Raw genomic sequence first — 25,219 nt, 5'->3', positions numbered from 1 at the left:
AAAAAGTGCATTTATATGAAATTGATTTTATGTGAGGCTTTATTATGCTCGGCGTACTGGCTGTCCACATCACGTCCATTTATGATGCGCAATTGAATGACTGGACAGTTGCGTTTTTGTCGATGTCTGCCGTCCACGCTTCCATGCATGTGATGCGGATTTTTTTTAAGCGGGCAGATTCTGCGTTTTTGGAGGACAGAGCAGGCATTCAATCATTTGGGTGGGATCAGCCATTCATTTCTCTGCCCGGGTCAATTTGTGAAAGTGCGCACAAAAGGGAATACCGTTTACATATCTGACCTTTTCAAATAAAATCATTTGTGAAAAATGTAAACGGATAATAACGGAAAAACCGTCATTTTCCTTCATGCAGGCAGGTGAATTTTCAAATTTTCGCCATAAAATATGTGAATCTGATCACAAAAATAGTGGTATACTTACCCATGTGGAAGAAAAGAAAATGAACGGAACGATCAATTTCAGTCATAAAAGAGCATGCCGTCCATCTCTTTCACAAACCGTATGGCAGCATTTGCTGCAAAAGTTTAATCGTCCTGCTTTAAAGGAAAAGCAGTATGGAATCCATTAGGAGTTGGCACAATATCCATAGACTGGATAGGGGCCCGCCATGCCGGGCTTGCAAAACTGCTTTCATACAGTGGATATATTTTTTACTTTTGATGGGAAGGAAGATTATACATGAAAAAGGTCAATCGTATTGCAGTGGTTGGAACGGGTGCAGTTGGTACAAGTTACTGCTACGCCATGATTAATCAGGGTGTTGCAGAAGAGCTTGTTTTAATCGATATTAACGAAGCAAAAGCAGAAGGGGAAGCCATGGACCTGAACCACGGCCTGCCATTTGCGCCTACGCCGACCCGCGTTTGGAAAGGCGATTATTCCGATTGCGGCACTGCCGATCTTGTTGTCATTACGGCAGGTTCCCCGCAAAAACCGGGCGAAACAAGGCTTGATCTTGTTGCCAAAAACGCAAAAATTTTTAAAGGCATGATTAAGAGCATCATGGACAGCGGCTTTAACGGGATTTTTCTTGTTGCCAGCAACCCGGTTGACATTTTGACATATGTAACTTGGAAAGAGTCCGGCCTGCCGAAAGAACATGTTATCGGTTCGGGCACAGTGCTTGACTCCGCGCGTCTCCGCAACTCTTTGAGCGCCCACTTCGGAATTGACCCGCGCAATGTCCATGCCGCAATTATCGGCGAACACGGCGACACGGAACTTCCGGTTTGGAGCCATACAACGATCGGTTATGACACCATTGAAAGCTATCTGCAAAAGGGAACCATTGACCAAAAAACATTAGATGATATTTTTGTCAACACGAGAGATGCGGCTTACCATATCATTGAACGAAAAGGGGCCACATTTTACGGCATCGGGATGTCTCTGACTCGGATCACAAGAGCGATCCTGAACAATGAAAACAGTGTTTTGACAGTCTCTGCCTTTTTGGAAGGCCAGTACGGAAACAGCGATGTGTACATTGGTGTTCCTGCCGTTATTAACCGCCAAGGCGTCCGTGAAGTGGTTGAAATCGAGCTGAACGACAAAGAACAGGAACAATTTAGCCATTCTGTTAAAGTATTAAAAGAAACGATGGCACCTGTATTGTAAGCATGCCAGCTGGGCTTCATGGGAGGCCCGGCTTTTTCTTTGGAAAAAATCCCGGCGCCTGCCTGGAAAAGGACTGCCGAAAATGTTCACGTTTGTTCCGTGTCCGCTTCTAAATTTATGCTATACAAGTTGAACTAAAGATTCCTACTCTCTGTGTGTTGCCGGAAGCCATGATGATCATTGATTTTGACGCGAACAATTGAAATTTACTTTAATAAACTGACCAAAATATCGCAGCTGCCTCCTTCATGCAAATTGGTGCTCGGGCTTGATGTAAAAACTTAAGTTCATTTTATACGGGACCCCATAGGTGGATATAAAAAAGCAGCCTTGAATCGGTTCAAGGCTGCTTTTTCTTAATTCAATATGATCACTTTGACCGTACGGCGCCCCCATGCGATGGAAGCTTTTTTGTTCGGCATCAGGACATCGATGATATGGCCCTTAATGGCACCACCGGTATCGGCTGCGATGGCAACCCCGTATCCTTCAACCCAGACTTTGCTGCCGAGCGGAATGACCGACGGATCGACAGCGATCAATTTCATGTTCGGGTTTTTCTTAATGTTATATCCTGTAGCAGTAATGTCCGACTTCGTATCTTCATGGTTATAAGATGTTGCCGTCACATAAAAGGATTTGCCTTCTGGCGTGCTGTGGCCGGCAGATGCGGCGGGTTTGGTTCCGGCCGTTTTCTTGGCGCCGGCTTCCGCTGGTTTATCCGCTTGTGCTTCTGCGTTTTTTTCTGCTTGCACTTCTGCTGCTTTTTCGGCTTCAGCATCGCGTGCTTGTTTTGCGAGGGCTTCTTCCCTTGCTTTTGCAGCCGCCTGCTGTGCCTTTATTTCTTTTTGCAGGTTGCTGATTTTTGTATTCAAGTCGGTTTGTTTTTGTTCCGCTTGTGACAACTCATTTTGAATGCTGTCATACTTCGATTTTAGTCCCGACAATGCCTTTTCCTTTTCTTTTAAATCTGTTTGCAGTTTTGCTTGGCTGCTTTTTAAGTTTGCCTGCTCCTGTTCGAGCACTTTTTCCTGGTCTGCAATGGCTTTTTTATCGGCTTCAATTTTCGCAAGGTCTGCTTTTTGCTGATCCAAAAGGCTTGTATCAGCGTTCAGCAGGGTCGCGACTGCACTGACCCGGTTGATCAGGTCGCCAATGCTTTCCGCGTTTAAAATCGTTTCAATCACATAGTCGTATTGGTTGTTTTTTTGCATGGCAACGAGGCGTTTTTTAATCACGCCTTCCCGTGCAGAAACTTGGTCCTCCAGCTTTACAATTTCCTCTTTTTTCTTTTCGATAGAATCTTTTGCTGACTGGATTTTCGCTTCGGTTGCTGCGATATTATCTTTATTTTTTTGAATGGACGATTGCAATGTATTCCAGTCTTTTTGCAAATTCTCCATTTTGCTTTCGACGGCTTTTTTCTCCGATTCTTTCTTTTGGATGGTTTGCGTATTTTCATCCAATTTTTTCTGTAAGGAACCTTGATCTGTTTCTGCATAGGCATTTAGTTGTGCCGTGCCAACGAATATGGCAAACGCCATAACTGCAATTCGCCTTTTTAAGTGCATAAGACAACTCCCTTCTCCGTACTCTTGTTATAACACAAATAGGTAGAAAGGAAGATTACAATACGATTAAATTCATATTACGAGAATGAAAACGGACTCAAATCATGTGAAAAAGGGAAAAGATAGATTTGGGTGCTTTTTCGGCTGATGGTGGGCAGTTATTAGACTTCTGCCTCCGTCAGCAGAAACGGGCGTATGAAAAGCAGCAAAAAGAAATAAAGCGGGTACAGCGGCAGATCACTGTGCTCAAGCAATGGTCGGATAAAGCATATCGAGAAGTGGGAAAAAGTGATAACATAAAAGAATTCGAGGGGGTAAAGGCAAAGAAAATAGATAAAAAGAAGCAGGGATCAGCTTCTTTTTCAATTCAGACAGGATGGGAAGGAATATTCTGTGCCTTTGTGCCGGTCAAGGATTCTTTTGATGTTTAAGAAGTCCAAAAGTAGTGCTGAGCTTTTCGATTTTCATTCATGTATAGCCGCGCCGTTTTGGTATGATGATAAAAGCAGCTTTGTATGAAGAGAGGAATTTCTAATGGAAATGGTGGAAAAAGCAATTGAATTTGCGGCAAAAGCACATGAAGGCCAATACCGGAAAGCGTCCGACCTGCCGTATATTGTGCATCCGTATGCGGTTGCCATGATGCTTTTAAAAGAAGGCTGCCGCAAAGAAGTGGTCGCAGCAGCGCTTCTCCATGATACGGTTGAAGATACTGCGGTGACAAACGAGGAGATAAAAGCCGAGTTTGGAAGCAATGTTGCCCGGATTGTTGAAGCCTGCACTGAACCGCCTAAAAATGTGCGGTGGGAGGAACGGAAGCAGCATACCATCGAGCGATTAAAAACGGCAGAAGAGGAAATTTGTATGCTCATATGCGCAGATAAACTCCATAACTTGAAAACGATACACGAAGAATTGCGAAAAAGCGGGGAAAGCGTGTGGAATGCGTTCAGCCGTGGAAAAGAAAAACAGGAATGGTACTATAGAAAGATTGCAGAAACTATTGCGTTGCACCATTCTTTTCCTTTACTGGAGCAGCTGCAGTCGGAAATAAAGCAGGTTTTCGGCGTTATCCGGACATGAATAAGTGCAGGGCAAGACATTGCCGGTGAAATAACGGACTTGTTGCTTGAAAAACTGCGAATATGGGCACCGGCCTTCATTCATCATATTAACGTTACCTGTGCGAAAACGGAGACGCACAGGCTTTTTTGCGTGTACATGACAGCTCAAGCGGTTGGAAAACATAAAGATACAACAACACTTGGAGGCTGCCAATGAAAAAGGTATGGAAGATTTATGCAACTGATTTGAAAAAAATGACAACAAACTGGGCAGCAAGCCTGATCATTGCCGCCTTGATCATTCTTCCATCATTGTATGCCTGGTTTAACATCAAGGCATCCTGGGACCCATACGGCCACACAAAAGGAATTGCGGTAGCCGTTGTGAATTTGGACCGGGGGACAGCGATCAACGGAAAAAAAGTACACGCCGGGAATGAAGTTATAAAAAAGTTGAAACAAAATAAAGCGCTCGGCTGGAGGTTTGTGCAGGAGAAGGAAGCCGCACGCGGCGTAAAGACCGGAGAATATTATGCGAGCCTGACCATCCCGGAAAATTTTTCGGAAAAACTGGCTTCCATCCTGGGTGATAAGCCGGAGAAACCGGTCATTACTTATACCGTTAATGAAAAAATCAATGCGATTGCGCCTAAAATAACAGGGTCGGGTGCGTCTGCCATTACACAGCAAATTAGTGCGCAATTTGTAAAAACCGTTAGCAAAGCGATTTTTACAATGTTTAATCAAATCGGCATTGAACTTGAAAGGGATTTGCCGGATATTGAAAATTTTAAAGCATGGGTTTTTAGATTGGAGGGAGACATTCCGGAGCTTAACCGGATCATCAGGACGGCAGATCGGGATATTACGAAAGCAGACGCAGTAAGAAAACAGGCAGAAGGCGCGATGCCCGATGTCCTGCTGCTTGCAAAACACGGCAAAACCGTCTCAGGGGACATGTCCCGCTTTTTTGGAAACACTGGAAGTTTGCTTGAGCAGACGGATACCGTGATCAAAACCGGACTGGAAGCACTGAATGCCGCCCCTGCTGTCTCGAACCAGGTGAGTATGCTGGCGGACAAAACGAAAATTGCAGAAACAGCGCCAAAAAATATGATGATCTTGCAAAATAGCAAACAGATCTCTGACGCGTTCAGTGATTTGCTCCGAACCGCTGCTGAAGAAACCGGTTCGGAGCATCTTAAGCGTATGGCAGCCCGGTTTACTGCACTCAGCCAATCCTTTCAAAAACAGCAGGACCTAAACGGGAAAATTCTCCAACAGGCCCATAACGGGTTGCTGCCGGAAGCATTGCAGGCAGATCTAAAGCAAGAAGCCGGCCGTGCCGGGGTCATTGCAGGCAGCCTGATTGGAAACGATGGTGCCAACATCGCCGCGGATTTAAAAACATTTGTGGCGCAAGCCGGGCAGGACAGTGCAAAAGCAAATAAACTGTTTCAGAAATTGGAAGGCAGCCTGCCGGATATCCAGGCGATTCTCCGCGATACGAAAACTGGGCTTGCAATCGGGAAGGCAAAATTGAAAACGGCTGAAACGGAACTGCCGGCTGCTGAGAGAAAAATCAGGGAACTGGCTGATAAAATCCGGTCGTTTGAAAAACAGGGCAATATAGATCAGTGGATTCAATTGCTGAAGAACGATGCACAGGAAGAAAGCGGATTTTTAAAGCAGCCGGTATCGCTGAAAGAAAAAGTGCTATACCCTATCAAAAATTACGGTGCGGGTATGGCTCCGTTTTATACGGTCCTGTCTTTTTGGGTGGGGGCAATGTTATTGGTATCCCTGCTGTCGGTTGAACACCATCATGGCGGCGCATATGCCAGCTGGCAAGTCTATTTCGGCAAACTGCTGCTGTTTTTAACGATTGCGCTTTTCCAGTCGGCGATTACGGCGGCGGGTGATCTTTTTATTTTGCATGTGGATGTGCAAGAAAAAGCCTGGTTTATTTTGTTCGGTATCGGTATTGGCGCTGTTTTTAATGTGATGGTCTATACACTCGTTTCTGTTTTTGGCAATGCGGGAAAAGCACTTGGTATTGTCCTGCTTGTCCTGCAAATTTCCGGGTCGGGCGGCACTTTTCCAATCCAGATGGAACCGTCTTTTTTTCAACATATTCATCCGCTTTTGCCATTTACTTATGGGATTGGCTTAATGCGTGAAGCGGTTGGCGGAATGCTGATGGAAGCAGTGATCACAGATATCGTTTATCTGGCAGGATTTCTGGCAGTTGCGCTTATTTTCGGGACTGCAGCCAAGAAACTGCTCAGCCGTATGACCGAACGTTTTGCAAGAAAAGGGAAAGAAAGCGGGTTGTTCGAATAAACCATATGAAAAAAGCAGAATAGACAAGAAAAATGAAAAGAGACATGAAAAGTGATGTTGGCTTATAATAAGAAAGAAGAATATTTAGGAGGGGATTCAATTGGCGATTGCCGATATTACGATATTTCCGGTCGGAACGGATTCAACAAGCATCAGCAAATATGTGGCGGAGATTGAGAAGGCGCTCGGAAAAGAACAGGGAAGGGTGAAAATCAAGCTGACTCCGATGAGCACTTTAATAGAAGGGGACATCCATGACCTGTTTGAAATCATTGAAAAACTGCATGAAATCCCTTTTTCACATGGCATAAAGCGCGTTGAAACGAATATCCGCATCGACGACCGCAGGGACAAACAGCTCACGATGGAAGGAAAACTGGCCTCCGTCGCCGAAAAACTTGACCAATAAAAAACCGGCACAAGGCCGGTATGATAAAAGGAGGTTTGGCCAGGCTCTGGGGGAAGCCCGGCCAAATATGGTTTGCTGCAATTCCTTGCCGCTGTCCTAAATGTAAAACATGAAAAAGAAAAACTTGTGAAATGAACATGATAAAATGATGAGAATTTCCCCGGAAAAAACAAAAAGCGGACCGGGGCCCGCCTTTTGAATTGCCAAAATTTTATCCGTGCAAAAATTTTACACAAACCGCTTCCGGAACGGGGACATCCTTTTGCAGCAAAGTGAGGATCCCGGTTTCTGGATCGCGGGCGTATAAAACGAGCGTGCCCGATTCCTGGTTTGCAGCCACGATAAATTTTTCGGTCGGGTCAAGCACAAAGTCGCGCGGCCAGCTTCCTTCGGTTGAGGTGTACTCGACAAGGGACAGTTTGCCGTCCGGCCCGGCTGCAAACACGGCAATGCTGTCATGGCCGCGGTTTCCGGCGTAAACAAAACGGCCGTCGGAAGAGAGATGGATTGCGCTTCCCTGGCTGTTTTCCGTAAAATCTTCCGGAATCGTTTTGATATACTGGACATCTTTAAACGTGCCGGAAGCTTCGTCAAATTCGAGCACAATCACTTCATTGCTCAATTCTGTCATGCAGTAGGCAAATTTCCGGTCCGGATGAAAGGCAAGATGGCGTGGGCCGCTTCCCGGGCGGACGGAAAGGACGGCTTTTTCCGTTAATTTGCCGCCATCATGTGCGTACGTTGTAATCGTATCATTGCCGAGGTCCACCGCAACGACATATTTTTCATCCGGGGTAAAGCCTGCAAAATGGACGTGCGGTTTTTCCTGGCGTTCCGGGTTCGGCCCGGAGCCAGTATGTTCGATAACACTTGCTGCCGGCTGCAGGCTGCCGTCTTCGTTTGTCAGATAGGCGTTGACCGTCCCGTTATGGTAGTTGGCGGAGACGACCGTTTTCTTTGCCGAATCCACGCTGACATGGCATGGGGAGGCGCCGCCGGATAATTCTCGGTTCAATTCCGTTAGAGCACCGCTTTCCGCATCAATTGAAAAAGCCGCAACCCCGCCCTGGCTGCCTTCTTTGACAACGGCATACAGATTGCGGTTGTCTGCCGTGATATTGAGATAAGTCGGGTTGTCCAGTCTGGCGGCAACTTTTACATCTTCAATTTGCTTTTTTTCTGTATTGAGGGTAAAGGTGTAAATCCCTTCGCTGGCGCCTTTTGTATAGGTGCCGGCATACCCTGTCCATTTTGTTTTTCCCATGGCTGATGCTCCTTCCAATCTGTAATGTGAATATTATAACATAGAAAACGTTTCCCGTTCATTCAGGCGCATTTCCTGGTACGATGTCATGAGCGAAAAACAGGGTGATAAACGGGAAACATGCTCAAAATTGCCGGCATGCAAGCGGAAATATGGCAAATGTTTCATTTTTGTATCAAAATTGAAAGCGAACTGAAATTTTTTGCCGGAGATGTTTTGATAAAATAAAGTAATCGACAAAATTCTACACATCGCTGCATCCCGGATGCAATATGATAGAGATATAAAAGGCCGTGTGAGGAGGAAAATCATGAAGCCGGAAGACCAGTTTGTCCAAAAATGTTATTATGAAACGTTTATCAAAGAAGGGGAAGAGCGCCATCCGCTTGAAGTGCTCGGGGAAGCGTTCGAAAAAGAAAACGCCCTTGAAAATGCCGATCTTTCCTATATCCGCTTTGCACAAGGGGAAATTTATTTTCATTATAAAGATTATGAAGCAGCCGTTTTTAAATGGGAAAGCATACATAACGACTTTGAACCTTGGGCGCAAAAAAACATGGGGGATGCTTATTTTGAACTCGGTCTCAGCAGCATGGCCGAAGAAATTTACAAGTCGGTTCAAACAGACTCCATCGTGTTAAAGACGGAGATCGCGCTTCAGCTCATCTCGCTTTATATGGAGGAGCAAAAGCATGATCAGGCTGTCCAGACAATCAAACAAGCGGTCGCCATGAACCCGGATTATCCGAATGTGACGAAAATCGCCCGTGCCTACTTTGAAAAAAACGAAGACTGGATGAATGCGGTTGAACTGGCTGTCAATGAATCCATCCGCACTGAATCGCTGTTTTGGTTTCAAATTTTAAAGTCGTATATTGAAAAAGGGCATACCAAGACGATTACGCCGGATTATTTTCGGGATGCGCTGTCCGTTTTATACAAGGTGGATCAAATTCAGTTTGAACAACTTGCGGTTGCGCTTTGGCGGTCTTACGAAACGGAGGGCGCGTATCTCGGCTGGCTCCGCGAATTCAACGACCTTTTCGCCGGGCTTGAACTCCATTCGCTTGAAACGTGGCACGAGCTGTCTGCCATTTACGGGGAAACCTATCTTTCTTTAATCAGCGGCAGCTATCTGTTAAAACAACTGGCACCGGTGATGCCGGGCATTTTAACGAACTGGCTGCGGATCACGGACCAGGCGCACGCCCTTCAAGCATCCACTGCGGTTCTCGCATGGGGCGATCTTTTTCCGGGTAGCATCGGGCCGCAGCAAATTGCCGATGCGGAAACGATTTTGCATCATGCGGAGCAAACATTGGACCAGCTTGAATATGCGCTCCGGCTCTTTGATTCCATTATGCAATGGGCAAAAAGGAACGGGCTATCTGTCAGCACCCGTTTGAAATGGATGGCGAGGGAGCTGATTGACTTTGATGTCCAGCATATTCTCGTTGCCGGCATGAACGGCAGCGGCAAGACGGCCTTTATCCAGTCGGTGTTGGCCGACCCGCTGCCCGAACGGCCGACACAGTTTGTGATGGCGGTGCGCCATGATGATGAACATGCACTTTCTGTGATCTCGGACAAAGGCATTTCGCCTGTAACGGAAGAGGACAATGCGGCGCCGGAGCCCGGAGATATGCTTGAATGGCGGGGCCCGAGCCGGTTTTTGGAAGAAAATGCGCTTATTTTTATCGATACTCCCGGGCTGAACGGGCCGGGGCGGGGAAAGGCATACGAGTATTTGCGTTTTGTTGACGGCGTTTTATTCGTTTTAAATGCAAATGATCCCCTTACAGACAAAGAAGCGGATATGTTGTTGAAAATGAAGGAACAAGTGCCCAGGTTAACGATTCACTTTTTGCTGTCCAAAATGGATATGATTTACAGCAAGCAGGAAGCGGCAGATTTAGTAGAAGAAACAGTACAAAAGGTGAAAACGATTTTTCCGGAGGCAAACTTGCACCCTTATACGTCCAATTATGCATCCCGGGAAGCAGGACTGGATCTTGCCCGCTTTTTCCGGCAAAATTTCAAGCCGGAAAACCTGGAAGAAAGCCGGATTGAAAAACTTTCGCACTGCATCCGGGAATCGATTGCCGATCTGCTGAAACAAAGGCTGCAAAATGAACAGCATCTGGTAGAGTCAATCAACCGGCATGAAGATCTGTACGCAAAATTAAACGGAGCGGCAAACCAGCTTCAGGATGTCATCCATGAACAAACCGAGCTTGTCCGCTCGTCCTATCACAGCATGACGCGGAAAATCCGCGATGAACTGCAAAATAAGATTCCGGAAATTTTACGGAAAAGCGCCGATTTTATTAAGCCGGACAGTGATTTTCGGAAAATTCATCTCGAGTTGAATGAAGAAATGAACAACCGGATCCGGCACTTTTTGCAGACGTCCATTTCCCCGAAATACGAGGAGCTGGTGACGGAGTGGATAGAAGCGTCGGAAAGGGAATTGCAGCAAAGCCAGGATTATCTTGATGAAATGGCGGAAGGGTTTAACAAGTTGTACGGGGAAGAGATTCTTGCGCTTGCCTGCGATTTTAAAATTATGGAGGACTGGCGGCGTGATGCGGATCGGATGGCAAACGGAATTCCTTTTGAACCGGTCAATATATTGTTGCGCCATACGCCGCAGCAGGTCCTGTTAAAGAGCGCGGGCAAATTGTTTGGTGTGCTTTCGCAAAACAAAACAATGCTGTATAACCGCTATAAAAAATTTATCGAAAGCGAAGATTATACGGAAATTGCAAACCTTGTCACGAATAAAGTGATGCTGCAATTCGAGCTGTTTGAACAAGGGCTTGAGCGCGATGTCCGCCTGTTCTTTAAAAATCCGGAAACGGTTCTCCGCGAAACGATTGCGGAAACAGGGGCGGCCATTGCCGAGACAAAAGAGATGCTGGAGAATATGAAAGAAAATCCGGAAGTGTATCAGGATCCGCTGAAATTATTCGAACTGAAACTCCGCCAGTTTGAATGGATGCAGCTCGGACAGAAAACAAGCGGGAAAGTGTAAACTTTTCGCAAGACGATGACGGGGCAGGCACAGGGCTTAAGGGGAAACAGGGCTTGCTGAACGCATGGCGAAAGTGCGGATTCAGTAAGCCCCAATATGATCAATAAATGAACCGCCTGAATTTCGCCGGAAACACATGCATGAACCGGTTTGGGAACAGAAAATGAACCGGCCGGATGTTGCGGAAAGCAGATGGATGGAAGCGGCCGAAAATTGTTGAATGAACAGCGCCCATATGCGGCGTTGTTTTTTTATCCTATTTTTCGGGTGTACCGGGCGTTTTCACCTGAAGCAGCGTGGGTTCTAAAAGTGTATTAAAGATAAGCTCCTTTTGGCAAAAACTTGACACTTGTTCGCAATATATTCCTGCTATGATGGATGATACATTCGTGATACTATTAAGATACAGTTTATACTTAGAAATGGGGTGGCATTTTGAAAAGGATTGACCGCATTTACGCGTATCTTGTTGAACAGTCGCAAGGCAAAACGCTTGATGAATGGATCCGTATAGAAGGATTTACAGCTTCGGATATCGCAAAAGACCTTGGCATTTTAAGAAACAATGTCAGTGCCGAGCTGAACAAGCTGTTGCGGCAGAAACGGATTATCAAAATAAAAGGCCGCCCGGTTCATTACTTGGTCAAACAAATCATGGAAGACCTTCTCGGAACGAAATTGCCGGAAGATCAATATGAATATGAAAATATACTTGAAGTGACGGGCGGGCAATCCCCGGATCCGGGCAACGGTCCGTCCGCAAATCATGATACCGCCTGGGAAACGAATCCCTTTGATGACCTGATCGGTTCGAAAACAAGCCTGAAAGTGCAGGTCGAACAGGCAAAGGCGGCCGTCCTCTATCCCCCGCACGGCCTTCATACGCTCATTGTCGGCCAGACTGGTGTCGGGAAAACGCTGTTTGCCAATTTGATGTTCAATTATGCAAAACTGGCAGCCCCGTTTATGGACGAAGACGCCCAATTTATTGTCTTTAACTGCGCGGATTATGCGAATAACCCGCAGCTCCTCATTTCCCACATTTTCGGTCATATTAAAGGCGCCTTTACGGGTGCGGACAGCGAAAAAGACGGCCTTGTTTCCAAAGCGGACGGCGGCATGCTGTTTCTCGATGAAATCCACCGGCTCCCGCCTGAAGGACAGGAAATGCTCTTTTACTTTATGGATACGGGGACGTATGCAAAGCTTGGGGAAACCGAACGGAATCGCAACGCCAATGTCCTGATCGTCGGGGCGACAACGGAAGACCCGGAATCTTCCTTGTTGAAAACGTTTGTCCGCCGTATTCCGATCCTGATCCGGATTCCGTCTTTTGAAGAACGGCCGGCAATTGACAAGATTGAGATTCTGAAATTCCTGCTTGCCATTGAAGCAAACCGCGTCCAAAAACCGATTAAAATTGATGCGGAATCGATGAAGGCGTTAATTGGCAATACGTCATACGGTAACGTCGGGCAGTTGAAATCCAACATCCAGCTTGTCTGCGCCAACGGTTTTCTGCACTGCCTGCACGATGATGTCATTACCATCCACTTTAAAGATCTGCCATCCGAACTGAAAAACGGTTTCTTCTATTTTAGTAGAAAACGCCAGGAAATCCAGGAGCTTTCCGATTTAATTGATTCCTATTTAACGGTTTATCCGGAAGGGGAAAACAAGGCGCTCTTTGAAGAAGACCCGTACGAACCGGATTTTAACCTGTACAACATCATCGAGGACAAAGTCAGTTTTATGATGGAACAGGACGTGTCGGATGAAGACATTAACCGGTTTCTGAAATTGGACATCGATATCCATTTAAACAAGTTTTACAACAAGTTTTCAAGCTATGCGCTGAACCGTGAGAAAATCTTAAAAATTGTCAGCGAAGATATCCTTAATTTCAGCGAAGAAGTGCAGGATATTGTGGAAAAACGGCTGAAGTGCAAAGTAAATGAACGTTTTTTGCTGGCGTTCAGCCTGCACTTGACTTCCTTCCTGAAGCGGGTAAAAAACCAGCAGGTGGCCAATTATACGAATATCGAAAATGTCATCAATGACCGACCGCAGGAGTATCAGCTGTCACTTGATATTTGCAAAATGATCGGGGAAAAATACCGCGTGCATGTACCGGTAAAAGAAGCCATGTACTTAACGATTTTGCTCACATCTCTTATAGACGAACAAAAGGCCGAGCAGGTGGCGATCCTCGTTGCCGCGCACGGGTTCAGCACCGCAAGCAGCATGGTAAGTGTTGTGAAAAGCCTCCTCGGTGAATCGAATGTGGACTGCATTGATATGCCGCTTGATATGGACCCGAAATATGTTTTGGAGGAAATGAAGAGGCGGGTAAAAGAAATTGATATGGGAAAAGGCGTCCTGCTGCTTGTCGATATGGGCTCGCTGACCGGGTTTGGCGATGTGATTACACAGGAAACGGGCATCAAAACGCGGACCATCGATATGGTGACAACGGCGCTCGTCATTGAAGCGATCCGCAAAGCGACGATTATGGAAATGGATCTCGACGATATTTATGAGTCATTAAAGGAATTCCGCGGCTACGGATCTTACCAGATGGAAAGCAAACCGCGGGAAACAGGGAAGCCCGTGAAACCGCAGGCCATTCTTTCCGTCTGTTCAACAGGGGAAGGGACGGCGGAAAAATTAAAGCAGCTGATTACAAGACTGCTCAAAAACATCGGCAAAACCAATATTGCCGTTATCCCGCTGCCAATCAACGAAGTAGAAGAAAAGAAAGAAATGCTGATGCAGAAATATGACATTTTGCTCGCTGTCGGGATTGCCGATCCGAAAGTCCAGGCACCGTTTGTTCCGCTTGAATCTTTGTTTATGGGCGACGGGGAAACGCAGGTCACCCATCTCATTCAAAACCACCAGTTGCTGAAACAACCGCCAAGGTCTCCGGCAATGGTGCGGGAAATGACGGAAGAAAGCCTGAATGAATTTTTAACCTTTTTAAATCCAAAGAAAGTGATCACAGCGATTACGGCGTTTGTCACTGTCCTTGAAAAAATAGCGGAAAGGCCGTTTAACAACGCATCGAAAATCAATATGAATATTCATATCGGTTGTGCGCTCGAAAGAATGGTCACCCATTCTGGCCTCATTTACAAAAATGACATCACGCCGGAAAAAACTGCTAAAATCAAAAAATATAAAAAGGCGGCGCAAATTTTTGAAGACCAGCTGAAATTGAAGCTGTCGGACGATGAACTTTATTATATTGCCGACATGATCGACCATTTATCTGCCGAGCAAACTGCAGCCGTGCGGTAATTTTTACCTGCAAATAGATTCTCACTATTTGCAGGCTTTTTTTATGCCGGGGAAAAAGACGGAGAGATATCCCTGATACGGAATGCACATGCAGGTCAAAAGTATCAAAATGATACAGGTATTGCAGAACTTTTTAATACAGTAGCGAAATGGAAAATAAAACCCTTTTTCAATGTGTATTAAACAAACGGTTTGTGTATCATAAGCATAAAAGGATTTCTGAAAACGCTTATTTGACAACGGTTGTTTTTTGATACTCAAAAGTTGGCACACATCTTGCATTATAATAGGCGGAAAGGCAAGTTTTTTACGATTGATTAGCAGGAGGTGGTCGGATGGCATTGGATATACGGCTTGCGCGCATTGATGATCGTTTGATTCATGGCCAGGTTGCCACGGTTTGGTCGAGGGCAGTGGGGATTGACCGGATTTTAGTGGCCAATGATGAAGCCGCCAATGACGAGCTGCGAAAGCTTTTATTGAAGCAAGCGACACCACCGAGCATCAAATCACATGTCATTACGAAGCAAAAACTGTTTGAACTTTACCAAAACCGGCTGTTTGACGAAATGAAAGTGATGCTGCTGTTTGTTTCGCCGCAGGATGTACTGGAAGTTGTCCAGGCAGGGGTTGGTTTGAAATCGGTCAATATCGGCGGCATGCGTTTTACGGAAGGCAAGAAGATGATCACCAATTTTATTTCAGTCAATGAGGATGATATCCAGGCCTTTGCGAAGCTGGCTGCACGCGGCATCGAATTGGAAATCCGCCAAGTGCCCGCCGACCGGAAAATCGATTTGATGCAGCTGATCAAAAAGGAAAAACGGCTACATCCATGAATTTAGTTACAGGTTCTTTAGAACTTATTTATAAGATTGATACTGTAACAATACGATTAGGGAGGTAAGAAGATGGTAGGAATTATCATTGCCAGTCACGGCGATTTCGCCAATGGTGTCTTGCAATCCGGAGAGATGATCTTCGGAAAGCAGGAAAATGTAAAAGCTGTTACATTGATGCCGAGCGAAGGCCCTGATAACGTAAAGGCAAAAATGAAAGAAGCAGTCGCCTCTTTCGACAACCAGGATGAAGTCCTCTTCTTAGTCGATCTTTGGGGCGGAACACCTTTCAACCAGGCCAACAGCTTGTTTGAAGAACACAAAGACAAGTGGGCCATCGTCTCAGGCATGAACTTGCCAATGCTCATTGAAGCATTTGCAGCACGCGCCACGATGAACAAAGCCCAGGACATTGCCGCGCATATTTTAGGCGCAGCGAAAGAAGGCGTGAAAGTAAGGCCTGAAGCATTACAGCCGGCCGCACCTTCCAAGCCTGCCGGAAAACCGTTAACGGCAGGGGCTCCTGGCAAGTTTGAATACGTGCTGGCACGGATCGACTCTCGCCTGCTCCACGGACAAGTCGCAACATCTTGGACAAAAACGACACGGCCTACACGTATCATCGTTGTATCGGATGCGGTAGCGAAGGACGAACTTCGGAAGAAACTGATTCAACAGGCTGCGCCCCCTGGTGTAAAGGCACACGTTGTTCCTATCCGTAAAATGATTGAACTTGCGAAAGATGACCAGCATTTCGGTGGCCAGCGCGCCCTGCTTCTTTTTGAAAACCCGCAGGATGTGCTCCGTGCAGTCGAGGGCGGCGTTCCATTGAAAACAATCAACGTCGGTTCCATGGCACACTCGCCGGGCAAAGTTCAGCCAAACAAGGTGCTGGCATTTAGCCAGAATGATATTGATGCTTTCAAAAAAATGAAAGAACTGGGGCTAAAGTTTGATGTGCGCAAAGTTCCGGGCGATGCAAAAGGCGACATGGACGAAATTCTCAAAAGGGCTCAGGAAGAGCTGAACAAACAAAAATAATCCTGCCCATCAGGAGAAAAGGGAGGACGACTCGTTATGGATTTAAATATTGTCCAAATGATACTAGTCTTTATCGTAGCATTTTTAGCTGGTATGGAAGGGATTTTGGACCAATTCCAGTTCCATCAGCCACTCGTTGCTTGTACGTTAATTGGCCTCGTTACAGGTAACTTGGTGCCATGTATTATCTTAGGCGGTACCCTGCAAATGATCGCTTTAGGCTGGGCAAACATCGGGGCTGCCGTAGCGCCGGATGCTGCGCTTGCATCCGTTGCATCTGCCATTATCTTAGTTTTAAGCGGCGCAGGCAAAGCCGGTGTATCTTCTGCAATCGCGATTGCCGTTCCGCTTGCGGTTGCCGGCCTCTTATTGACGATCATCGTTCGTACCATTGCAACAGGGATTGTCCACTTAATGGATGCCGCAGCGCGGGAAGGAAACATCAGAACAGTTGAGTTTTGGCATATTGTTGCGATTTGCCTGCAAGGGCTGCGTATTGCGATTCCGGCAGTCCTGGTTTTAGCCATTGGTGCAGGACCGGTGCGTGACTTGTTATCCGCCATGCCGACCTGGTTGACAGACGGCCTTGCAATCGGCGGGGGAATGGTCGTTGCTGTTGGTTATGCAATGGTCATTAATATGATGGCGACAAGAGAAGTATGGCCGTTCTTCGCCATTGGGTTCGTTTTGGCAACTGTTTCGCAAATTACCCTTATCGGCCTTGGCGGTATCGGTGTGTCACTTGCACTGATTTATTTGGCGCTCTCCAAACAAGGCGGCTCCGGTAAAGGCGGCGGAAATGCAAACACCGGCGATCCGTTAGGCGATATTATTGACAATTACTAAGAAGGAGGCGGACAGAAAAATGGCACAAGAACTAAAATTATCTAGAAAAGATCGTATTTCTGTATGGTGGCGTTCAACTTTCCTTCAAGGTTCCTGGAACTATGAACGGATGCAAAACGGCGGCTGGGCATATACCATGATTCCGGCCATCAAAAAATTATATAAAACGAAAGAAGACCGTTCTGCTGCCCTGCAGCGCCACTTGGAATTTTTTAACACTCACCCTTATGTCGCTGCACCGATTGTTGGTGTAACTTTAGCGCTTGAAGAAGAACGTGCAAACGGCGCTCCCGTTGACGACACAGCCATTCAAGGTGTGAAAGTCGGGATGATGGGGCCTTTGGCAGGGATCGGGGATCCGGTATTCTGGTTCACGGTCAGGCCAATCCTTGGTGCGTTAGGTGCTTCTCTGGCATTGAACGGCAACATTCTCGGGCCAATTATTTTCTTCGTTGCATGGAACCTCATCCGGATGGGATTCCTGTGGTATACACAAGAATTCGGCTACAGAGCTGGTTCAAGAATTACGGAGGACTTATCGGGCGGCATTCTTCAGGATATTACAAAAGGCGCATCGATCCTTGGGATGTTTATCCTTGGCGCGCTGGTTAACAGATGGGTATCGATTAAGTTTACACCAGTTGTATCACAAGTAAAACTTTCTAAAGGCGCTTATATTGACTGGAATCATTTGCCTGCCGGAGCACAGGGGATTAAAACGGCGCTTGAACAGCAAGCTGCCGGCCTCTCATTGGAACCGGTCAAAGTCACGACATTGCAAAACAACCTGGACAGCTTAATTCCGGGCCTTGCCGCATTGCTTTTGACGCTGTTCTGCATGTGGCTTTTGAAAAAGAAAGTGTCTCCGATCGTTATGATTCTTGGATTGTTTGTTGTTGGTATCGTATTCCATTTAATTCACTTAATGTAAGAAAAGGCAAATGCCCGGGCTTTCTGGCCTGGGCTTTTTTCAAAAAAACCGCCAGCCCCTGGGTTGTATACGGGTTCTGAGTATGTTTTGCTTCAGGCGGTAAAACTTCGTATAATAAGGGAGAGGCCAGCCGGGGAAGATTTGCCCCGGATTTACAAATACGGTTGCGGGAAGAATTGCGATGTACAGCCGTTTCACCGGTCAACCAGGACCCTTTTTAGAAGCGAAGATCCGGAAATCAAGATAAGCTGTATAGATATGAATTTTTGAAACCACAAAAAGAAAAGAACGGGGTGGATCAAATGGTCCAATCAATCAATACAAAAGTGGATTTGGTGATAAAGGCAGCCGCGCATATGGGATTGACAGATTACGGCAAAATCATGATCGGCGATAAAGGATTTGAATTTTTCAATGAGCGCGATGTGCGCAAATACATTCAAATTCCTTGGGAAGAAGTCGATTACGTGATCGCTTCCGTCATGTTTAAAGGAAAATGGATCCCGCGTTATGCGATCAAAACGAAGAAAAACGGGACATACACCTTTTCTTCCAAAGATCCGAAAAGGGTGTTGCGGGCGGTCCGCCAATATGTGGATCCGAATCGGATGGTTCAGTCACTGAGTTTCTTCGATGTTGTGAAGCGCAGTTTTAAGAGAAAACCGAAAAAGCAATAGTTTTAAAAGACAAGGCAGGTTAAACTTGTCTTTTTTTGTTGGCTGTTCCGGGGAAATGGCAGGAAGAGCACGGAAAGTTTCCCTGAAGCCGGGCTGTTTGAAAAGCCGGATCACAGGACCGTTCTGAATCGTCGTCCAAAGCCTGTGGGCGTTGTCATTTTGTAAATATTATGATATGTTTTTTTATGAAAGCATCAGGGGTATTGGCAACTTTGTTTTACATAAAACTGTAAGTGCTTACAGTTTTGGCAAAATACAGAAACGGAGGATGGATGGAGATGGGAAATACGACACAGTTTGTGCCGGGGCTTGAAGGGGTTGTCGCTGTTGAAACGGAGCTTTCTTTTCTTGACACGGCCCAAGGCGAGATCGTTTTAAAGGGGTATGACTTGATTGAGTTGTCGAAAACGAAAAGCTATCTGGACATCGTGCATTTGCTTCTTGAAGGCACGCTCCCGAATGATGCCGAGAAAAAAGCGTTGGAAGAAAGTTTAAAGAAAAACTACCGGATTCCAGACGCCGTGCTGGACATTTTGAAGCTATTGCCGGCATCCACCCACCCGATGGATGCGCTCCGTACAGGGGTTTCAGCGCTGGCGGGGTATGATGAAAACCTGCTGGACCGCTCCCGTAAAGCCAATTTAAACCGTGCATACCATTTGCTCGGGAATGTGCCGAACATTGTTGCAAACAGCTACCATCTTTTAAATGGCGAGGACCCGGTTGAACCGCGGCAGGATTTGTCGTACAGCGCCAATTTCCTGTACATGATCACCGGGAAAGTCCCTTCGGAAAAGGAAGAAAAGATTTTCGACCGTTCCCTTGTCCTGTACAGCGAACATGAACTGCCGAATTCGACTTTTACGGCAAGGGTCATTGCGTCCACCTTGTCCGATTTATACGGGGCGTTAACAGGCGCAGTGGCATCGCTCAAGGGCCATCTGCACGGGGGCGCCAATGAAGCGGTGATGGAGATGCTGAAAGAAGCCGGCACGGTGGAAAAATTTGAAGAAATGCTTTATACGAAACTGAAAAACAAAGAAAAAGTAATGGGGTTCGGCCACCGCGTCTACATGAAAAAGATGGACCCGCGCGCTTTGATGATGAAAGAAGCGCTGAAAGAACTTTGTGCGGAAAAAGGGGATCATTCGCTGCTTGAAATGTGCGAAGCCGGGGAAAAAATCATGGCGCAGGAAAAAGGGCTCTATCCGAACCTCGATTATTATGCAGCCCCGGTTTATTGGATGCTCGGCATTCCGATTCCGCTTTATACGCCGATCTTTTTCAGTTCAAGAACGGTCGGGCTGTGCGCACATGTGATGGAGCAGCATGAAAACAACCGCCTGTTCCGTCCGCGCGTCCAATACAAAGGCCCGCGCGGTTTGCATCCGCAAGATTAAGTTTTAAAAAGGCCTGCGACCGGATGGCTTGCATTCGCAAGATGAGGTTTTAAAAAGGCGGGACCATTAAGAGATAAAGTGAACAAAAAGCTGGGGTAAAACGCTGTCTTAAGGACCCGGTGTTGCACTGCAGATGAAGTTTGGAAAGGGGAATGTTTAAATTGGCCGGTACAACAGCTGTAAATGAAAAAACAGGGGAGCGGGATGCCCTGATAGAAGAAATTGCCCGTTATGTGCTAGACAAAGAGATTACGAGTTCCGAAGCTTTTGAGACTGCGCGTTACGGGCTTTTGGATACGCTCGGCTGCGGCATTCTCGCCCTCCGTTTTCCGGAGTGTGCAAAAATGCTCGGTCCGATCGTTCCGGGTACAACCGTGCCGAACGGGACGCATGTGCCGGGCACTTCCTATGTGCTCGATCCGGTTGCGGGGGCGTTTAATATTGGCTGCATGATCCGCTGGCTCGATTATAACGATACGTGGCTCGCGGCGGAGTGGGGGCACCCTTCCGACAACCTCGGCGGCATCCTTGCTGTTGCGGATTTTTTGAGCCGGACGCGCGTTGCCAACGGGAAAGCACCGCTAAAAGTGCGCGATGTGCTCGAGGGCATGATCAAAGCCCATGAAATCCAAGGTGTGCTTGCTTTGGAAAACAGTTTGAACCGCGTCGGGCTTGACCATGTTTTATTTGTCAAAGTGGCTACAGCTGCTGTTGCGACAAAAATGCTCGGCGGCGGGAAAAACGAAATCATGAACGCCGTTTCCCACGCCTGGATTGATAACGGCCCGTTGCGCACATACCGGCACGCGCCGAATACCGGTTCGCGCAAATCATGGGCGGCCGGCGATGCAACCAGCAGGGGCGTGGCGCTTGCGCTAATTGCGATGAAAGGGGAAATGGGCTATCAAACGCCGCTTTCCGCACCCGGGTGGGGATTCCAGGACGTGATGTTCAAAGGGAAAGAACTGAAACTGGCCCGCCCGCTCGGCTCCTATGTGATGGAAAATGTTTTATTTAAAGTATCGTATCCGGCAGAATTCCATGCACAGACGGCAGCGGAAGCCGCAGTCAAACTCCATCCGGTTGTCGCCGGGAAACTGGATCAAATCAAGCATATCACCATTACAACGCATGAATCTGCCATCCGCATCATTGATAAAAAAGGGCCGCTTCATAACCCTGCTGACCGCGACCATTGCATCCAGTATGTGACGGCAGTCGGCCTGATCAAAGGCAATATTACGGCGGACGATTATGAAGATGCAGCCGCCGCTGACCCGCGCATTGATGCGTTGAGGGAAAAAATGACCGTTGTTGAAAACAAACAATACAGCATCGATTACCTTGATCCGGATAAACGTTCCATCGCAAATGCCGTACAAGTCTTTTTTGAAGACGGCACATCAACTGAAAATGTGGAAGTCGAGTATCCGCTCGGCCACCGCTTCAGAAGGGAAGAAGCGATCCCGAAAATCATCACCAAGTTTTCGGATAATATCGCTACCCACTATTCCGCGAAGCAGCAGGAAAGGATCAAAGAAGCCTGCCTTGCGGGAGAAGCGCTTGAAAAAATGGCCATTCATGAATTCGTTAATTTATTCACCTTGTAGAAAGGATGTTGCACCATGGTTTGGATTGTCAATCACCCGTCTTCACAGGAGGCGCTTGCCAAACGGTTTAAGGAACGCATGCAGGCACCAGGCATTTTGCAAATCCCCGGCGCGCATGATGCAATGGCGGCACTCATTGCAAAAAACACAGGGTTTGAGGCGCTTTATTTATCAGGCGCTGCCTATACCGCGAGCAAAGGGATTCCGGATCTTGGCATGATCACATCGACGGAAATGGCGGAACGTGCACGTGATCTCGTGCGTGCCACCGATTTACCGGTTCTTGTTGACATTGACACCGGCTTTGGCGGCGTGCTGAACGTTGCCCGCACCGCCCGCGAAATGGTCGAAGCAGGTGTTGCGGCTGTTCAGATTGAAGACCAGCAGCTTCCGAAAAAATGCGGGCATTTAAACGGCAAACAGCTTGTGGAGACATCCGACATGTGCGAAAAAATCCGGGCGCTCAAAAGTGTGGCGCCGCACCTCGTAGTTGTCGCACGTACGGACGCAAGAGGCGTCGAAGGGCTGGAGTCCGCCTTGACGCGAGCTGAAGCGTATGTGGAAGCGGGGGCGGATGCGATTTTTCCGGAAGCGCTCGAGTCCCGTGATGAATTCCGGCAGTTTGCGGAAAAAATAAAAGTACCACTGCTTGCCAATATGACAGAATTCGGCAAAACCCCATATTACACAGCGGAAGAATTTCAGAACATGGGATACGCAATGGTCATTTATCCGGTTACTTCGCTGCGTGTTGCCGCAAAAGCATATGAACGGGTGTTTGAAAAAATCAAAAACGAAGGAACGCAAAAAAATGCCCTTCCCGACATGCAGACGAGGAAAGAACTTTACAACACGATTTCTTTAGAGGAATTTGAAGCGCTCGACCAGTCGATCGCTAAAACGATTCTTCCTGTTACGCCTAATCCTTCATCATCAACGTAAAGAAAAAGGGCAAACCCGCCTTTTCCGCGCGGGTTTGCCCTTTTAAACTTAGCGGCCGGCCTATTTGGGGCTTGCTGAATAGGCAAAATAGATACTGACAGTTTTGGCAAAAATTTTAAATGTAAGGGTTTTTTCGACATCCAGCACTTTTTCGCGAACATCTACCTTTTTTCTTGCGACGTTGAGTAGTTTTCGCCAAATTCGTTTTTCAACCCGGATGCTGTTGTTTGGCCGGAAACTTCTGTGGCAGGATCGGCTGTTCCGGGAGCGGCCGTTTCATTGAGGGCAGAAGCATCATTGTCTACGAGCACAAGATAGTGTCCGGCATCAATTTCAGTCGAATAGCGGTCCAGTTCGTCCTGCGGGAGATCCAGATTGGTCAGTTTTCTTGTCGTTTCATCATAATAGTCCGGCTTGAAGAACCCTTTGATTTTCTCCCAGACAGAGCTGTTTTGTTCATCCTGGACAGTGGTGATGTGGTCCACATTTGCGCCGGTCTGCTTTTTCAATAAAGTTCCATCATTCCCGTTTGAAATAATAGAAATATTGGAAGTGCTGTAGCCTTGTGCGGTCAACCGGTCTACTACGTCAATCGTTTCCTGCAATGTTGTGTAAATACCAACTACTTCTTTTGCCATCTCTATCTGCCTCCTAATGGTGATAGTGCATTTTTACCCGGTAGAAAAAGGGTTAAACGAGTTTCATAGGTTTTGACATCTCCATAAAATTCAGTCAATATAGAATTAAATGGAGGGAGAGAGATGGAAGGATCTGAATATCTATCGTATGATGCAACAGGGCTGGCCGGACTCGTAAAGCGAAAAGAAGTAAGTGTGGAAGAAGTGCTTGAGGCGTCAATGGCCCAGATTGAAAAAACAAACAGGCGTTTAAATGCCGTCATCCGGACACGGTTTGAGAAAGCAAAAAAGGAAGCGGCCACGCTCCGTACAGATGAGCAGCCATTTGCCGGCGTGCCGATTTTGCTGAAAGACCTTTCTCAGGCAGTAAAGGGCGAGCTGCTCACATCCGGATCAAAACTGCTGCAGCAAAACCGTGCCAGAGAAGATGCTTTTTTTACGGCAAAATTGAAGGAAGCGGGGTTTATCATTCTCGGACATACAAACGTACCGGAATTTGGATTAAAAAATATTACGGAACCTGAACTTTACGGTCCGGCGCGCAATCCGTGGAATCCCCATTTTTCACCCGGCGGATCAAGCGGCGGTTCCGCGGCTGCGGTGGCTTCCGGGATGGTACCGGTTGCCGGTGCAAGCGACGGCGGCGGATCGATCCGCATCCCAGCTTCTTTTACAAGTTTAACAGGATTAAAGCCGACAAGGGGAAGGACACCGGTCGGGCCGGGCCGTGGACGGCAATGGCAAGGGGCGGCCATTGACTTCGTGCTGGTAAAAACAATCAGAGACAGCGCAGCGCTCCTCGATGTGCTACAAACGGTAGAGCCCGCCGCTGCTTTTCAAACGCCGCTTTTTCCGGGATATGTAAAGGAACTAGAGCGGAGTGGAACGAAAAAATACCGGATCGCGTTTTCGGTTGAATCGCCGGTCGGGACGCCTGTCAGCCGCGATGCAAAACAGGCTGTCTATAAAACGGCAAAATGGCTGGAGCAGGAGGGCCATCTTGTGGAAGAAGCCAAAAACGGTGTTGACGGCAGGCGGCTGATGGAAAACTATTATTTAATGAACTGCGGGGAAATGGCGGCGGAACTTTCGGATTTGGAAAGCGCACTTAGACGCCCGCTTACGGAAAAAGATATGGAGCCTGTTTCATGGGTCTTGTATGCTGCCGGGAAAAATGTCACGGCGGCGGAATACGCAAAGAGCCTTGCGGAGTGGGATAAAGCCGCAGCACAAATGGCTGCTTTCCATGAGACTTATGACCTGTATCTCACGCCTTCAACCGCGTTTCCGGCACCAAAAATCGGGGAACTTACCCAAACCGGGAAAGAGCGGGATCGCTTGTTTGGCGTTACCGGACTCCCAAAAGAAAAGCAGCAGGCACTTGTCTATGACATGTTTGAACCGAGCTTAACGTTTTCCCCGTTTACGCAGCTCGCTAATTTAACCGGGCAGCCGGCGATCAGTCTGCCGGTTCATGTAACAGCGGCCGGGCTTCCTTTAGGGGTACAGCTGGTTGCGCCGAAAGGAAATGAACATTGGCTGCTGGATGTCGCTTATGCGCTCGAACAGTCGGAACTTTGGGTTGGCATGCAGGGAAACCCTTGCCTTTAAAGCATGAATAAGCGGCGTTACTTACGCACGGGTTGGAACTCTACGTTAAGGAAGGAGACCA

General features: G+C 47.2%; 19 protein-coding genes. 16 read left to right on the top strand and 3 right to left on the bottom strand.

The features are described from left to right. The first annotated feature begins 699 nt into the window (after window positions 1-699). Window positions 700-1,638: an L-lactate dehydrogenase gene (locus NFR98_RS02780; RefSeq protein WP_014096020.1), complete on the top strand. Its 939-nt coding sequence runs from the start codon at window positions 700-702 to the stop codon at window positions 1,636-1,638. 356 nt (window positions 1,639-1,994) lie between these two features. Here NFR98_RS02780 and NFR98_RS02775 read toward each other — a convergent pair whose 3' ends face one another. Continuing rightward, entirely contained in the window at window positions 1,995-3,209 is a 1,215-nt protein-coding gene (locus NFR98_RS02775) for a 3D domain-containing protein (protein WP_014096019.1), read from the bottom strand. Window positions 3,210-3,337: 128 nt separating this feature from the next. On the opposite strand from NFR98_RS02775, the gene NFR98_RS02770 reads away from it, so the two are divergent. The 4 genes from NFR98_RS02770 to NFR98_RS02755 all read left to right on the top strand — a co-directional run bounded on the left by NFR98_RS02770 (window position 3,338) and on the right by NFR98_RS02755 (window position 7,025). Then, complete coding sequence (locus NFR98_RS02770; protein ID WP_110139058.1) at window positions 3,338-3,640, top strand: hypothetical protein; 303 nt, start codon at window positions 3,338-3,340, stop codon at window positions 3,638-3,640. Between the two features lie 103 nt (window positions 3,641-3,743). Further along, complete coding sequence (locus NFR98_RS02765) at window positions 3,744-4,292, top strand: HD domain-containing protein (RefSeq protein WP_035182371.1); 549 nt, start codon at window positions 3,744-3,746, stop codon at window positions 4,290-4,292. Window positions 4,293-4,486: 194 nt separating this feature from the next. Then, entirely contained in the window at window positions 4,487-6,616 is a 2,130-nt protein-coding gene (locus NFR98_RS02760; RefSeq protein ID WP_251459635.1) for a YhgE/Pip domain-containing protein, read from the top strand. Between the two features lie 100 nt (window positions 6,617-6,716). Beyond that, window positions 6,717-7,025, top strand: a complete 309-nt coding sequence (locus NFR98_RS02755; RefSeq protein ID WP_017551986.1) for an MTH1187 family thiamine-binding protein — start codon at window positions 6,717-6,719, stop codon at window positions 7,023-7,025. A gap of 211 nt (window positions 7,026-7,236) precedes the next feature. Here NFR98_RS02755 and NFR98_RS02750 read toward each other — a convergent pair whose 3' ends face one another. Then, window positions 7,237-8,289: a lactonase family protein gene (locus NFR98_RS02750; RefSeq protein ID WP_017551984.1), complete on the bottom strand. Its 1,053-nt coding sequence runs from the start codon at window positions 8,287-8,289 to the stop codon at window positions 7,237-7,239. Between the two features lie 310 nt (window positions 8,290-8,599). Here NFR98_RS02750 and NFR98_RS02745 point away from each other — a divergent pair, with 310 nt between their 5' ends. From NFR98_RS02745 to prpB, 10 genes are all read left to right on the top strand, one after another. Next, window positions 8,600-11,323 carry a GTP-binding protein gene (locus NFR98_RS02745; protein WP_251459633.1) on the top strand — a complete coding sequence of 908 codons (2,724 nt, stop codon included), beginning with the start codon at window positions 8,600-8,602 and terminating at the stop codon, window positions 11,321-11,323. 435 nt (window positions 11,324-11,758) lie between these two features. Continuing rightward, complete coding sequence (locus NFR98_RS02740) at window positions 11,759-14,623, top strand: sigma-54-dependent transcriptional regulator (protein WP_061565696.1); 2,865 nt, start codon at window positions 11,759-11,761, stop codon at window positions 14,621-14,623. A 335-nt stretch (window positions 14,624-14,958) separates the two neighbouring features. Beyond that, complete coding sequence (locus NFR98_RS02735) at window positions 14,959-15,462, top strand: PTS sugar transporter subunit IIB (RefSeq protein WP_061565697.1); 504 nt, start codon at window positions 14,959-14,961, stop codon at window positions 15,460-15,462. Between the two features lie 72 nt (window positions 15,463-15,534). Further along, the gene (locus NFR98_RS02730; protein ID WP_014096011.1) at window positions 15,535-16,503 is read left to right on the top strand and encodes a mannose/fructose/sorbose PTS transporter subunit IIA; all 969 of its coding nucleotides are present in this window, start codon (window positions 15,535-15,537) and stop codon (window positions 16,501-16,503) included. A 36-nt stretch (window positions 16,504-16,539) separates the two neighbouring features. Further along, window positions 16,540-17,349: a PTS mannose/fructose/sorbose transporter subunit IIC gene (locus NFR98_RS02725; protein ID WP_014096010.1), complete on the top strand. Its 810-nt coding sequence runs from the start codon at window positions 16,540-16,542 to the stop codon at window positions 17,347-17,349. A gap of 19 nt (window positions 17,350-17,368) precedes the next feature. Beyond that, window positions 17,369-18,280 carry a PTS system mannose/fructose/sorbose family transporter subunit IID gene (locus tag NFR98_RS02720; protein WP_014096009.1) on the top strand — a complete coding sequence of 304 codons (912 nt, stop codon included), beginning with the start codon at window positions 17,369-17,371 and terminating at the stop codon, window positions 18,278-18,280. A 302-nt stretch (window positions 18,281-18,582) separates the two neighbouring features. Then, window positions 18,583-18,957 carry a DUF956 family protein gene (locus NFR98_RS02715; RefSeq protein WP_014096008.1) on the top strand — a complete coding sequence of 125 codons (375 nt, stop codon included), beginning with the start codon at window positions 18,583-18,585 and terminating at the stop codon, window positions 18,955-18,957. Window positions 18,958-19,235: 278 nt separating this feature from the next. Beyond that, complete coding sequence (mmgD, locus tag NFR98_RS02710) at window positions 19,236-20,357, top strand: citrate synthase (RefSeq protein WP_017551979.1); 1,122 nt, start codon at window positions 19,236-19,238, stop codon at window positions 20,355-20,357. A gap of 152 nt (window positions 20,358-20,509) precedes the next feature. After that, entirely contained in the window at window positions 20,510-21,967 is a 1,458-nt protein-coding gene (locus NFR98_RS02705; RefSeq protein WP_251459631.1) for a bifunctional 2-methylcitrate dehydratase/aconitate hydratase, read from the top strand. A gap of 15 nt (window positions 21,968-21,982) precedes the next feature. After that, the gene (gene prpB / locus NFR98_RS02700) at window positions 21,983-22,909 is read left to right on the top strand and encodes a methylisocitrate lyase (protein WP_207368523.1); all 927 of its coding nucleotides are present in this window, start codon (window positions 21,983-21,985) and stop codon (window positions 22,907-22,909) included. Window positions 22,910-23,070: 161 nt separating this feature from the next. On the opposite strand, the gene NFR98_RS02695 is transcribed toward prpB, so the two are convergent. After that, the gene (locus NFR98_RS02695) at window positions 23,071-23,547 is read right to left on the bottom strand and encodes a YflT domain-containing protein (protein WP_251459629.1); all 477 of its coding nucleotides are present in this window, start codon (window positions 23,545-23,547) and stop codon (window positions 23,071-23,073) included. 123 nt (window positions 23,548-23,670) lie between these two features. Here NFR98_RS02695 and NFR98_RS02690 point away from each other — a divergent pair, with 123 nt between their 5' ends. Next, entirely contained in the window at window positions 23,671-25,158 is a 1,488-nt protein-coding gene (locus NFR98_RS02690; protein ID WP_251459627.1) for an amidase, read from the top strand. Window positions 25,159-25,219 lie beyond the last annotated feature (61 nt).

Origin of the sequence: Weizmannia agrestimuris (assembly GCF_943193165.1) — a bacterium.
Classification (GTDB): domain Bacteria; phylum Bacillota; class Bacilli; order Bacillales; family Bacillaceae_C; genus Weizmannia; species Weizmannia faecalis.
Note: the sequence above shows the minus strand (reverse complement) of the source record. Positions and strands in the feature narration are given on the sequence as shown.